General features: G+C 73.3%; 9 protein-coding genes. 1 reads left to right on the top strand and 8 read right to left on the bottom strand.

Annotated features, from left to right (window positions below):
- Positions 1-5 precede the first annotated feature (5 nt).
- The 7 genes from MMF93_RS19275 to MMF93_RS19245 form a co-directional block, all read right to left on the bottom strand.
- Positions 6-1,319 carry a geranylgeranyl reductase family protein gene (locus MMF93_RS19275; protein ID WP_242753261.1) on the bottom strand — a complete coding sequence of 438 codons (1,314 nt, stop codon included), beginning with the start codon at positions 1,317-1,319 and terminating at the stop codon, positions 6-8.
- A gap of 100 nt (positions 1,320-1,419) precedes the next feature.
- A complete protein-coding gene (locus MMF93_RS19270; protein ID WP_242753259.1) occupies positions 1,420-3,117 on the bottom strand; it encodes a hypothetical protein in 1,698 nt (565 codons plus the stop codon).
- A gap of 563 nt (positions 3,118-3,680) precedes the next feature.
- Positions 3,681-4,379, bottom strand: coding sequence for a demethylmenaquinone methyltransferase (locus MMF93_RS19265; protein WP_242753257.1), 699 nt, complete (start codon positions 4,377-4,379; stop codon positions 3,681-3,683).
- 18 nt (positions 4,380-4,397) lie between these two features.
- Entirely contained in the window at positions 4,398-5,639 is a 1,242-nt protein-coding gene (gene mqnC / locus MMF93_RS19260) for a cyclic dehypoxanthinyl futalosine synthase (RefSeq protein ID WP_242753255.1), read from the bottom strand.
- Positions 5,640-5,701: 62 nt separating this feature from the next.
- Positions 5,702-7,498, bottom strand: coding sequence for a serine/threonine-protein kinase (locus MMF93_RS19255; protein ID WP_242753252.1), 1,797 nt, complete (start codon positions 7,496-7,498; stop codon positions 5,702-5,704).
- 188 nt (positions 7,499-7,686) lie between these two features.
- A complete protein-coding gene (locus tag MMF93_RS19250; RefSeq protein ID WP_242757656.1) occupies positions 7,687-8,526 on the bottom strand; it encodes a menaquinone biosynthetic enzyme MqnA/MqnD family protein in 840 nt (279 codons plus the stop codon).
- A gap of 137 nt (positions 8,527-8,663) precedes the next feature.
- Complete coding sequence (locus MMF93_RS19245; RefSeq protein ID WP_242753245.1) at positions 8,664-11,897, bottom strand: tetratricopeptide repeat protein; 3,234 nt, start codon at positions 11,895-11,897, stop codon at positions 8,664-8,666.
- Positions 11,898-12,213: 316 nt separating this feature from the next.
- Between MMF93_RS19245 and MMF93_RS19240 the strand changes: the two genes are divergently transcribed.
- Complete coding sequence (locus tag MMF93_RS19240) at positions 12,214-12,417, top strand: cold-shock protein (protein ID WP_114023580.1); 204 nt, start codon at positions 12,214-12,216, stop codon at positions 12,415-12,417.
- Positions 12,418-12,541: 124 nt separating this feature from the next.
- Here MMF93_RS19240 and MMF93_RS19235 read toward each other — a convergent pair whose 3' ends face one another.
- A complete protein-coding gene (locus MMF93_RS19235) occupies positions 12,542-13,027 on the bottom strand; it encodes a ribose-5-phosphate isomerase (RefSeq protein ID WP_242753243.1) in 486 nt (161 codons plus the stop codon).
- Between the last annotated feature and the right edge of the window lie 48 nt (positions 13,028-13,075).

Genomic DNA, 13,075 nt, shown 5'->3' with positions numbered 1-13,075 from the left:
GTGGCTCAGGCCCTGGGGGCGACCTTGGCCAGGCCGTTGATGATGCGGTCCATCGCGTCGCCGCCCGTGGGGTCGGTGAGGTTGGCGAGCATCTTGAGGGTGAAGCGCATCAGGAGAGGGTGCGAGAGGCCGCGTTCGGTGGCCAGCTTCATGACCTTCGGGTTGCCGATGAGCTTCACGAAGGCGCGGCCCATCGTGTAGTAGCCGCCGTAGGTGTCCTTGAGGACCTTCGGATACCGGCGCAGGGCCAGCTGGCGCTGCGCCGGCGTCGCACGCGCGTGCGCCTGCACGATCGTCTCGGCCGCGATGACACCGGACTCCATCGCGTACGCGATGCCCTCGCCGTTGAACGGGTTGACCAGTCCGCCCGCGTCACCCACCAGCAGCAGCCCGCGCGTGTAGTGCGGCTGCCGGTTGAAGGCCATCGGCAGCGCCGCGCCGCGGATCGGGCCCGTCATGTTCTCGGGGGTGTAGCCCCACTCGGCGGGCATGGAGGCGCACCAGGCCTTGAGGATCTCGCGCCAGTCCAGCTCCTTGAACGAGGAGGAGGTGTTGAGCACGCCCAGCCCCACGTTGGAGGTGCCGTCGCCCATGCCGAAGATCCAGCCGTAGCCGGGCAGCAGCCTCTCCTGCTCGCCGCGCCTGTCCCACAGCTCCAGCCACGACTCCAGGTAGTCGTCGTCGTGCCGCGGCGAGGTGAAGTACGTGCGCACCGCGACGCCCATCGGGCGGTCCTCGCGGCGGTGCAGGCCCATCTTCAGCGACAGGCGCGTCGAGTTGCCGTCCGCGGCGACGACGATCGGGGCGTGGAAGGTGACCGGAGTCTTCTCCTCGCCCAGCTTGGCGTGCACGCCGGTGATGTGGCCCGTGCGCTCGTCCACGACCGGGTCGCCGACGGTGCAGCGCTCGTACAGCCGTGCGCCCGCCTTCTCGGCCTGGCGGGCGAGCTGCTCGTCGAAGTCGTCCCGCTTGCGGACCAGTCCGTAGTCGGGGTAGCTGGCCAGCTCGGGCCAGTCCAGCTGGAGACGCTGGCCGCCACCGATGATGCGCAGGCCCTTGTTGCGCAGCCAGCCCGCTTCCTCGGAGATGTCGATGCCCATGGCCACCAACTGCTTGGTGGCGCGTGGGGTGAGACCGTCGCCGCACACCTTCTCGCGCGGGAAGGCCGTCTTCTCCAGCAGCAGCACGTCCATACCGCTGCGGGCCAGGTGGTAGGCCGTCGTCGAACCCGCGGGACCCGCCCCGACGACGATCACATCCGCGGACCGCTCGGAGGCTGGTGTCGGCCTGGGATCGGCCTTGTGCTGGGGATCGGCCACGAGGACTCCCGCGATGCTGGCTGGGTCGGCTGACCGGGCCAGTCTATGCGGGCATTCGGGGCACCCCCCGGACCGCCCCCCGGCCCGGCCCCCGCCCGCACTACGGCGGCGGAGGCGCGGTGCCGTCGCCGCCGCCCGTCGGGTGGAACGGGTGCGGACCGGGCGCCCCGTCTCCGGACGCGTCCGGCCCTTGCCCCGGCCCGTTCTGGCCCTGTCCCGCCTGCCCCTGGCCCACTTGGCCCTGGCCCGCTTGCCCGGGTGCGGGCTGCCCGTGCGGCGGTTGTCCATGGCCCGGGTATCGCGGCTGCTTGTAGCCCGGTTGTCCGTAGCCCTGCTGCCCGTACCCGGGTTGCCCGTGGCCCCAAGCTGTCGGCTGCTCGTGGCCCGGGTGCCCGCCCGGGTATCCGGGCTGCCCGTAACCCTGCGGGCCGTACCCCGGGGAGTACGGCTGCCCGTACCCGGGCTGTCCGTACGTCCCCGTGGGGCCCAGGCCCGTACGCCCCGGGCCGCCCTTGCCGAACCGCGCGCGCAGCAGCGGCACCAGCAGCGCGCCTCCGAACGACCACAGCAGGGCGAAGAGCAGCAGCTCGGCCGAGCCCGCCGCGACCTCGGCGCTGGAGGTGAAGCTCTCACCGGTGAGTCCTGGCCCCGTGGAGTAGCCGGGGTCCTCCAGGGAGTTCGAGGCCTCGTGGAAGCGCGCCTCGAAGCCCGCGCCCGCCACCGCCGCCAGCAGCAGCACGCCGAGCACGAAGAAGCCCGCGGCCCACAGCTGTTCGGCGCGGCTGGTGCTGCGGCGGGCCACCAGCACCCCCAGCAGCAGCGCACAGGCCAGCCCTCCGGCGAGCGTACCGACGACGGCCCAGCCGCCCGCCGCGTCCGCGAGCTCCCCGTACCCGGCCGACTCGCGTCCCGCGTCCCAGTCGCTGATGTTCCACTTCGCGTCGAGCGGGGCGCCCCAGGCGAACGCGAGGGCGAGCGCGCCGACGTTGGGCAGCAGCGCCAGCAGACTCCCCACCTCGCCCGCGCTGATCTCGTCCTCGGCGGCCAGCAGGACGACGCACGCCACCACGGACGCCAGCGCCACCACGCTCACCAGCGCGAGCGCCGCCGTGCGCAGGGCGCCGGTGGCGACACGGAGGCCGGAAGCGGACCGTCCCGCCAGCCACGCGTCGGTCTCGCCGCGGGTGAGGACGAGCGCGGCCACGAACGTGGAGAGCAGGAACGAGAACAGCAGGGTGAGTCCGGGCGCCGAGTCGAGTTCAAGACCCTCGTAGGAGGGGCTCGCGTACAGGCCGAGCGCCAGTCCGCCGAGCCCGCAGACCGCGCCGATCCGCAGGGCGGCCTCGAAGCCCGCCGAGAGTGTGGCCCGCGGCAGGCGCCGCCGCTCGGAGCGGGCCGCGAGCAGCAGGGCGCCGATCCACACGGCGGTGGCCAGCAGCGGCAGTCCCGACACCTCGGCCTCGCCGACGACGGCCGCACCGCCGAGGTCGGACGTGCCGTCGGAGGAGACGCCGAAGCCGCCGCCGACGCCCTGCAACAGGGCGGCCAGCGCGACCCGCATGCGGGTGCCCCAGCCGATGTCGAGGTCGTCGATGTCCTCGTTGGACCAGATGCCGAGGGCGCAGGCCGCGACGAACACCAGCACCAGCGGCCAGGCGGCGACCCGCAGCGCGCCGAGCCAGTCCCCCTTGACGGTGCGCACCATGAACAGCCCGAACGGCGTCGGCTGGGCGGGCGCTGCGGGCGCCGCGCCCGCAGCGGGCGCGGCCTGTTGCCGGGGGACGAACGGCGGGGGCACCGGCGGAACCCCGGGCGGTGTCGCGGGGGCGCCGGGCGGCGCTGCGGGCGCCCCGGACGGCGGCGCGGGAGCCCCCGTCGGCGCCGCCGGAGCCGTGGACGGCGGTCCTGGCGGCGGCGTGGCAGACGCGGGTGGCGGAGGCGGAGCCGACGAGGGGACGGGCGGAGCCCCCGAAGAGGCGGACGGAGCCTCTGGAGGAGCAGGCGGAGGATCCGAAGGAGCAGGCGGGGCCGACGAGGGGGCGGACGGAGCCGACGTCGGGGTAGCCGGAGGATCCGCGGGGGCGGAAAGGGCCGTGGGGGCCGCCGGGGCTCCGCAGGACATGCAGAACCTGGCCTCGGCGGGCGAAGCGGCCCCGCAGCGCGGGCAGGAGGACGGCGGCGACGACATGGCGCTCCGATGCGTTCCGGGGAGGGACGGCGCGAGAGTGCACCGCGCGTGTACGTACGGATACACGGTGCACACCCATGGTTGCCCGCGCGCGCCTCAGCCGGAAGCGAATTTATCCAAGCGCAACCCGTAGGGAACGACCGCGTGGGGGAACGGCCGCCGTCGACGGGGTGTCAGGAGCGGGGCCTGAACCCCCGGTGCAGCGCCACGATGCCGCCCGTCAGGTTGCGCCAGGCGACCCGGGCCCAGCCCGCGTCCTGCAACCGGGCGGCCAGGCCTGGCTGGTCGGGCCACTCGCGGATGGACTCGGCGAGGTAGACGTAGGCGTCCGGGCTGCTGCTGACCCGCCGGGCGATCGGCGGCAGCGCCCGCATCAGGTACTCGCTGTAGACCGTGCGCAGCGGCGTCCACGTCGGGTGGCTGAACTCGCAGACGAGCACCCGGCCGCCCGGCTTGGTGACCCGGTGCAGTTCGGCCAGTGCCGCGTCGACGTCGCTGACGTTGCGCAGCCCGAACGAGAGCGTCACCGCGTCGAACGCGCCGTCGGCGAACGGGAGCCGGGTCGCGTCCCCGGCCGTGAACGGCATCCAGGGGTGGCGCTGCTTGCCCTCGCGCAGCATCCCGAGGGAGAAGTCGCAGGGCACCGTGAAGGCGCCCGCCTCCACGAACGGCAGCGAGGAGGTGGCCGTACCGGCGGCCAGGTCGAGCACCCGCTCGCCGGGGCGCGCGTCCACCGCGTCGGCGACGGCCCTGCGCCACAGCCGCGCCTGGCCGAGCGAGAGCACGTCGTTGGTGAGGTCGTACCTGGCCGCCACGTCGTCGAACATGGCGGCGACCTCGTGCGGCTTCTTGTCCAGGGTTGCCCGGGTCACTGTCGTCTCGTCCGCCTGTCAGTTCGCGTCGATGAGGGCCAGCTCGGGGTGCGCGGTTCCCCCGTCGATGGCGGTGGAGGACAGGTGGGAGACGACCTTGTCGTCCACCGGGTCCTTCGCCGGGTCGTCGTGCACCACCAGGTGTTCGTAGGTGGTGGCACGCTGCGCCGGGACGCGGCCCGCCTTGCGGATGAGGTCGATCAGTTCCATCCGGTTGGAGCGGTGCCGGGCGCCCGCCGAGGAGACGACGTTCTCCTCCAGCATCACCGAGCCCAGGTCGTCGGCGCCGTAGTGCAGCGACAGCTGCCCGATGTCCTTGCCCGTGGTCAGCCAGGAGCCCTGGATGTGGGCGACGTTGTCGAGGAAGATCCGCGCGATGGCGATCATGCGCAGGTACTCCAGGACCGTCGCCTGCGTCCGACCCTTCAGGTGGTTGTTCTCGGGCTGGTAGGTGTACGGGATGAACGCGCGGAAGCCGCCCGTGCGGTCCTGCACGTCACGGATCATCCGCAGGTGCTCGATCCGCTCGGCGTTGGTCTCGCCCGTGCCCATCAGCATCGTGGAGGTGGACTCCACGCCCAGCCCGTGGGCGATCTCCATGATCTCCAGCCAGCGCTCGCCCGACTCCTTGAGCGGCGCGATGGCCTTCCGGGGCCGCGCGGGCAGCAGTTCGGCACCGGCGCCGGCGAAGGAGTCCAGGCCCGCGGCGTGGATGCGCTCGATCGCCTCCTTCGGGCTCACGCCCGAGATCCGCGCCATGTGCTCCACCTCACTGGCCCCCAGGGAGTGGATGACCAGCTGCGGGAACGCCTTCTTGATGGCGGCGAAGTGCTCCTCGTAGTACTCGACGCCGAAGTCGGGGTGGTGGCCGCCCTGGAACATGATCTGGGTGCCGCCCAGCTCCACCGTCTCGGCGCAGCGGCGCAGGATGTCGTCCAGGTCGCGGATCCACACCTTGTCGCTCTTGGGCGAGGCGTAGAAGGCGCAGAACTTGCACGCGGTCACGCACGAGTTCGTGTAGTTGATGTTCCGCTCGATGATGTACGTGGCGATGTGTTCGGTGCCCGCGTACCTGCGCCGTCGCGCCTTGTCGGCGGCGGCGCCCAGGGCGTGCAGGGGCGCACGGCGGTAGAGGTCGAGCGCCTCCTGCGGGGTGACGCGTCCGCCGGTGGCGGCGCGGTCGAGGGCGGAGAGCAGGTCGGCTTCCGACGCGTGCGCTGTCACCGTGGCGTCCCTCCAAAGGTCGCGCTTTTCGCACATTTCGATACACCTCGCCGCTTACCACAGCACAGCGGCGCCCGACCAGCGTACGCCAGGGGTTCTCAGCCGATCTTGCGGAGTGTCCCCGAGGCGTCCCCGTTGCCGTCACCGTGCGTCTGGAGCCGCAGCCGGTCGTTCTCGCGCAGCGTGAACTCCTCGTCGGGGCTGCCCGGTGCGCACAGCGGGGAGGTGGGCTCGCTGCCGGAGGCGTCGGCCACCATGCGCTTGCCCGACGCCGAGACGAGGGTCCACTCCGAGGAGCACTCGGTCCCGCCCAGCTCGGCGGTCCCGGTGGCCACCGTGTCGCCCTTGCCGCCCTGCTTGATGGTGACGGTCAGCGTGCCCACGGGGATGCCGCGCTCGGAGTAGAGGTCACCGCGCCACTTGCCGAGGAAGCCCTTGGGCACGGTGGCGGGGCCGCCTCCGCCGGCCGGCGGGTCCTTGTCCGAGCCCCCGCTCGATCCGCCGCCGTCCGATCCCTTCCCCGGCGGGTCGTCCTTCGGGGGCGGTTCGGCGGAGTTGTCGTGCCCGGAGCCGCCCGTTCCGGGCAGGATGCCCGCGAAGTAGGTGCCGAACAGCGCCGCCGCGGCCACGCAGGCGAGCGAGAGCACCAGCGTGCAGCTGACCCGCCGCCCGCGCCGCGCTCCCGGCCCGTCCTCCTCCGGCGCCGGGGCGCCCGCGCCGCGCTCGATGACGAGGCCGCCCCGGCCGAGACGGCCGGAGGGAGGACCGGCGGGGTCGGTGGGGGCGGACGGGGGCGCTGAACCCGACGGTCCGGCTTCGGTGGCGGGGTGGGCGACGGCCTCGCCGAACGAGGGGTCCGGCGGGCCGAACCCGGCCCCGGGCGCGGCCGGCGGCGGGGTGCTCGGCGGCGACACGGGGGCCGGCGGCACGAGACCCGCGGCAGGCCCGTACGCGGGAGTCGTGAACGGCACAGGACCCGAACCCTGCGGGGCCTGCGGCTCCAGCTCCAGCAGTTCGACGGCACGCCTGCTCACCTGCTCCACGATCGGCCCGGGCAGCCAGCCGCTGCGCACCAGCCCGGCCGCGCCGCCCGCCGTGCCCGCCAGCTCCCCGGCGAGGGCACCGGTGGAGGGCCGTACGCCCGGGTCCTTCGACAGGGCCCGGGTCACGGTCTCGCGCAGCCCGTCCGGCAGGCCGTCGAGCCGCGCCTCGCCGTGCACGACGTGGTAGAGCAGCGCGGCGGAACTGTCCCCGGGGAAGGGCGCCTCGCCCGTCGCCGCGTAGACCAGCACCGCGCCCAGCGCGAAGACGTCCGTGGACCCGGCGACCTGCTCGCCGAGGATCTGCTCGGGCGCCATGTAGCCGGGCGAACCGACCGAGACGCCGCTGGAGGTGAGCGAGGCCGTCCCGTCCTTGGCACGTGCGATGCCGAAGTCGATCAGACGGGGACCGTCCAGGGTGAGCAGCACGTTGGAGGGCTTCACGTCGCGGTGCACCAGGCCGAGCCCGTGCACGTGGTCCAGCGCCTCGGCGAGCCCCGCTCCCACCGCCCGTACCGTCGGCTCGGGCAGCGGCCCGTGCTCGGTGACGGCCTGCGCCAGCGAGGGGCCCGCCACGTAGCCGGTGGCCACCCACGGGGTGGGCCCGTCGGTGTCGGCGTCCAGCACCGGTGCCGTCCACGCGCCGCCGACCCTGCGCGCGGAGGCCACCTCGCGCCGGAAGCGGTGCCTGAACTCCTCGTCCACCGCGTGGTGCGGGTGGACGACCTTCACCGCGACGGTGCGGCCACTGGTCGAACGGGCGAGGTAGACCCTGCCCATCCCGCCCACGCCCAGCCTGCGCAGCAGGCGGTACTCGCCCAGTGACTGCGGATCCTCCGGCTCCAGCGGCTGCATCGTGCCCCCCTCGGTCGCTGCCCCGCACCCTCCCCTCGGACACCTTCCCTCCGGGTCCCCTCGGGCGCCACCAGCTTAGGCGCAGCCCGGGGAGCCGGCCCGGGCGCGGGCGGCCCGGGGCGCGGGCCCGTGCGACCAGAGGCTCATGCGGCCAGAGGCCCCCGCGGTCCGGGCGCGGGCTACCCGGTTCAGGGCCGCAGCATCTCGACCCGGACGTCGGGCGGGAAGCCGGTCGTCGCACCGGTGCGGCGGGCGAACTCGGACACGCCCTCCAACTGCCGCTCGCCGAAGCGGAAGTCGAGCGTGGTGAAGTACTTCTCCAGCACCTTCGGGTCGAAGACCTCGTACCGCGCGGCGTGCTCGGCCACCTGGTCGACCTGCTCCATGGCCAGGTCGCGCGAGTCGAGGAAGGCGCGGTGGGTCTCGCGCACCGTCTCGGGAGAGCGCGCGAGGAAGTCGCGGCGCACCGCCCAGACGGCGAAGACGAACGGGAGGCCCGTCCACTCCTTCCACAGCCGGCCCAGGTCGTGCACCTGGAGACCCTCCTCCGGCAGCCTGTGCAGGTAGGCGCGCAGGCCCACGTCGCCGATGACGACGGCCGCGTCCGCCTCCTTCATCATCCGCTCGAGGTCGGGTTCGCTGGTGTAGTAGTCCGGCTGGACGCCGTAGCGCTCGGACAGCAGCAGCTGGGCGAGCCGCACGGACGTGCGCGAGGTCGAGCCGAGGGCCACCCTGGCGCCGTCGAGCTGGTCCAGCGGCACGCGGGAGACGATCTCGCACGACATGACGTCGCCGTCGCAGCCGACCGCGATGTCGGGGAGCGCCACCAGGTCGTCGGCGTTGCGCAGGAACTCCACGAGGGTGACGGGCCCCATGTCGAGCCGCCCGTCGATGATCATTTCGCTGAGCTTCTCGGGGGTGTCCCGAGTGAGGTCCAGGTCCAGCAGGGAGTGCGTGTGGACCAGGCCCCAGTACAGCGGGAGACAGTTGAGGAACTGGATGTGCGCGACGCGGGGGCGGGTGCGCACATCCCTCGAATCAGCCGGTTTAGCAGTCACTCTTCGGAGAGTACGCCCCGGAATTCCGCGTTTCGCATGAGGGGCGCGGTGGCCTGCGCGGCCGCGGTCGGTACCGGCGCCGGCCATGCCCTCCGGCAGGTGAGCACTCAGCGTTCGGTATGCGCGCCATGCCGGTTTCGTGTCGGCCGGCTGCGTCCCTCGCGTCGCCTCATCAGCGACCGGGTGAGCGAGACGGTGCACAGTCCGCCCGAGACGACGACGGACAGGCCGGCCACCGACAGCTCGGGGAAGGCCAGCACGTTCGCCACCAGCAGGACGCAGCCGAGGGCGAGGGGCTCGACGAGCGCCCGGCGGTCGAAGACCGCGCGGTGGCGCAGGCTCTCGGCCCGCTCCTTCGACATCCGGGGCGCGCCCGGCCGCATCCGCAGCCCGAGGTAGCCCCACCAGCCGCGCCAGCCGGCCGTGCCCGCCGCGGTCCTGGCCAGGAAGAGGCAGGAGTACGCGAGCCGCGTACCGCGCCTGTCGCCCCTCGCGCGGGAGAGCAGCGCGGCCTTCGCGTACGCGGTCGAGGCCGCGTCGTCGCGCCCCTCCTCACGCAGCGCGTGGCCCGTCCACAGGAGGGCGTCGGCCTCCTGTGCGGAGTCGCCTGCGGCCCGGTGAACCCACCGGACCTCGTCGAACGCGGCGGTGGCCTCCGGAGCCCGCCCCGCTTCGAACAGCGCCCGGCCGTGGTCCGTCAGCGCGCGGGCGAGTTCCGCCCGGCCGCCTCGTGCCCGCCAGAAGGCCACCACCCGGGAGAAGCACTCCGCGGCCTCACCCCACCGCTCCGCGACCATCAGGTCGAGTCCGAGGTGTTCGAGGCCGTCCGCCGTGGCGCTCTCGTCCCCGGCCCCGTCGTGCGCGGCGACGGCGGCGGCACGCGCCTCGATCGCCTGCGCCGGCCGGCCGGCGCCGTGCAGCGCGTTGGCCAGCACGTGCAACGCTCCGGCCAGCAGTGCGTGGTGCTCCGCGACCTTGAGCAGGCTCACCGCCTCGTCCGCGAGCGTCACCGCCTCCTCGTACCGTCCACTCTCGTTGAACAGGCCGCCGACGGCGGTCAGGGTCTCACCCAGCTCGCAGGGGTCGCCCGCCTCCCGCGCCGCGTCGAGCGCCGACAGACGGGCGGCCAGCGCCTCGTTGGTGCGGCCGGCTCTCAGGTGGGCGACGGCCGTGTTGTTCAGGACCGTCTGCCGGCCGTGCGGGTCGGCCAGGGCGCCGTAGAGGTCGAGCGCCTCGTCCAGGACGGCGAGCGCCCGCGCGTACTCCCCCAGGTCCACCAGGGCGGAGCCCAGGCCGTTGAGACAGCCGGCCTCGCCGTGCCGCTGTCCGGTCAGCCGGAACAGGGACAGTGCCTCGCTATGGGCGGCTCTGGCCCGCTCGTACTCCCCCGCGGCCGACAGCGCGTTGCCCAGGTTGTTCAGCGCGACCGCCTCGCCACCGCGGTCTCCCGCCTCCCGGTGCGCGGCGAGAGCCTCGGTGTGGGAGGCGATGGCCGCGCCGTACCGCCCCACGGCCCGCAGGGTGGAGCCACGGCGCGAACTCAAGACCGCGTTCGGGCCGAGTGCTTCGCGTCTGGGGTGGAGGGCTTCGGCCGCCGCGTGCGCCTCGAGGGCCTCCTCCAGCTGCCGCAGCGAGGCCAGCGCGCTGCCCAGCCGGCTGAGCGCACCCGCCTCACCCTCCGGGTCCCCGGCCGCGCGGAACTGCTCGATCGCCGTGCCGTAAGCGGCGACGGCCTCCTCGTACCGCCGGGCCGCGTCCAGTGCCGCGCCGAACCCCTCCAGTACCGTCGCGCGCAGGCCCGGGTCGCCCGCCCTGGCGGCGGCCTGGGAGGCCGCCGTGCCGACCGTGACCCACTCGTACGGGTAGTGCTGCCCCGACAGGTACGGCATCAGATGGAGCGCCAGCTCGCAGCACAGGACATCGGCCTCCGCGAGCTCGGCCACCAGCACGGTGACGACGAGGTTGTCGTGCTCTTGCGTCAGCCACCTCAGCGCCTCCCCCCGGTCGGCGAACAGATCGGTGGCGGGTGTCTCGGAAGGGCGGAGATGGGAGGCCGCGGCTGCGGCCCGCTCGGCGTAGTGGAGCACCAGCCGGGGGAAAGCGTCCTGCCCGCCGTCCTCCTCCGCGTGGTCGGCGCTGCGCTCCTCGGCGTAGACGGCGAGGAGGTCGTGCATGTACCAGCGCTCGCCGGTCGCGTCGGTACCGAGCAGGTTCGCCCGTGCCAGCGCCCTGAGCAGCTGCTCGGCGTGTGCGACGTCGCTGTCGATGAGGGCCGCGACCGCCGCCGCGGAGATGTCCGGATAGAGCGTCATCGGCAGCAGCCGGAACAGGCGGGCCTGTTCCGCGGGGAGTGCGGCGTGGGAGAGGTCGAAGGCGGCGCGCACGGCACGCGTGTCGCGGCTGAGGCGGTCCAGGGGCCGGCTCGCCTGACGAAGTTCGGCGGCCATCGCGGCCGGGGAGCGCCCGGGCACGTCCGCGAGGAGCGAGGCGACGATGGCCAGGGCCAGTGGCAGGCGCCCGCACTGCTCGGCGATGCGGGCGGCGGCGTCGGGGTCCTCGTCGATCCGGCGGTCCCTCTCCCCCCGCTTCTGGCGCAACGCGCCGTGCAGGAGCTGAACCGCCCCCTGCGCACTCAGGACCTCCAGGTCGTGGAGGGCGACGTTGGCCAGGTCGGAGAGGGTGTGCCGTGACGTGACGAGCGCCGGGGTGCGCGTGTCGCCCGGCAGCAGGGGTCTGACCTGGTCGCTGTGGGCGGCGTCGTCGAGGACGACGAGGACCCGGCGGCCCTCGTCCGCGTACGCGCTCAGGGCCGAGTTGTAGAGCCGGGCCAGGTCCTGGAGCTCGTCCGGCAGCCGTTCCCTGGCGATACCGAGGGCCTCCAGCAGGGACCGCAGGGCCTTCTCGGGCGCCATGGGTCCGCGGGCGCCGGGGGTGTGTCCCAGCAGATCGACGAAGAGGACCCCGCCGGGGAACCAGCCTGGTGTGCTCAGCGCCCGGGCGGCCACCTGAAGCGCCAGCTCCGTCTTGCCCACCCCGGGCAGCCCGGCGAGCGCGGACACGCTCGCCGCACCGGTGCCGACGGCGTCGGGCGCCAGGGAGGAGACGAGGGCTTCGAGGATCTCCTCGCGCCCTGCGAACGCCCCCACCCGGGCCGGCAGCCCCGCCATCGCCGGGGTGATCACCGGCGGTAGCCGCACGGAGATGTTGTTCCCCTGGATCACGCAGTTGAAGAAGATGCCGCCACTGATCTGGTTGCTGACGCTCTCGGAACTGACCCGCCCGACAGCACGCCGGTCCTGCGCGACCACGTCCCCGCCCCCCTCGCGGCTCTGGGTGCCCAAGCGTAAGCGTGACGTCCTCGCCGGGGACCCGACGAGGGGATCTGCCGAGGGATCCGCCGGGGGATCCGCCGGGGACCCGACGAGGGAGCCGACGAGAAATCCGGCGAGAAATCCGGCGGGGAGAAACGGGGAGGCAAGCGAGTGATCTTCGACCCTTCCACCGTCGGCGCCCCCGTGCTAGTCTCGCTGCAAGTTGCAGTTTGGTTTCCCTTGCAGTACAGAGCCTGCGGAGCATGTGACCGCGGGCTCTCGTCGTTTTCAGGCTTCTTAGTGGGTTCTGGGAGCAGGGACACCCTTATAGGCCCAAGGAGGGCTTATGGCTACCGGAACCGTGAAGTGGTTCAACGCCGAAAAGGGCTATGGCTTCATCGCCCAGGACGGTGACGGTCCCGATGTCTTCGTCCACTACTCCGCTATCAACGCATCCGGGTTCCGCTCGCTCGAGGAGAACCAGATGGTGACGTTCGACGTGACGCAGGGGCCCAAGGGCCCGCAGGCTGAGAACGTCACCGCGCAGTAGGTCCCTGCGACGTACGCAGCACCCCAAGGAGCCCCCGCCGACGGCGGGGGCTCCTGCCTTGTGTGTACCTGCTGCCTGCGTGTGCGCGGGGGCCGGTGCCCTCGTGCACGCGGTGCCGGCTCGCTCAGCAGCCGCCCTGCTCGTAGCTCGTGATCGCGGCGACCTTCTCGGCGGAGGCGGAGCTCTGGTCGAAGCGGTGGTCGAGCCACTCGGCCGCCAGCGTCCTGGCCAGCTCCAGGCCGATGACGCGCTGCCCGAAGCAGAGGACCTGCGCGTTGTTGCTGAGCACGGAGCGCTGGACGGAGTAGCTGTCGTGTGCCGTCACCGCGCGGATGCCCGGCACCTTGTTGGCGCTGATGGCGACGCCGAGACCGGTGCCGCACACGAGCAGCGCCCGGTCGGCCTCGCCCTCGGCGACGCGGCGGGCGGCCTCGACGGCGACGTGCGGGTAGGCGGTGTGCTCGTCGCTGCCGACGCCGACGTCGGTCACCTCCGCGACGCGGGCGTCGCCCTCCAGGTCCTTCTTGAGGGCTTCCTTGTAGTCGAGTCCCGCGTCGTCGCAGCCGACGACGACGCGGAACGGCCGGGGCGCTGCGGGGTTGGTGCTCATGGTGCGTTCCTCCAGGAAAGAGCGTCTGGTACGTCGCCCGGTGCGGTC

Source organism: Streptomyces tubbatahanensis, assembly GCF_022699385.1.
Taxonomy (GTDB): domain Bacteria; phylum Actinomycetota; class Actinomycetes; order Streptomycetales; family Streptomycetaceae; genus Streptomyces; species Streptomyces diacarni.
The sequence above is the reverse complement of the archived record's forward strand: the minus strand, read 5'-3'. Positions and strand labels throughout refer to the sequence as shown.

Bases quoted from the DNA above. Each gene is read 5' to 3' on its own strand.
- mqnC (WP_242753255.1), bottom strand. From the start codon at position 5,639: ATGTGCGAAAAGCGCGACCTTTGGAGGGACGCCACGGTGACAGCGCAC.
- MMF93_RS19255 (WP_242753252.1), bottom strand. From the start codon at position 7,498: ATGCAGCCGCTGGAGCCGGAGGATCCGCAGTCACTGGGCGAGTACCGC.
- MMF93_RS19240 (WP_114023580.1), top strand. From the start codon at position 12,214: ATGGCTACCGGAACCGTGAAGTGGTTCAACGCCGAAAAGGGCTATGGC.
- MMF93_RS19235 (WP_242753243.1), bottom strand. From the start codon at position 13,027: ATGAGCACCAACCCCGCAGCGCCCCGGCCGTTCCGCGTCGTCGTCGGC.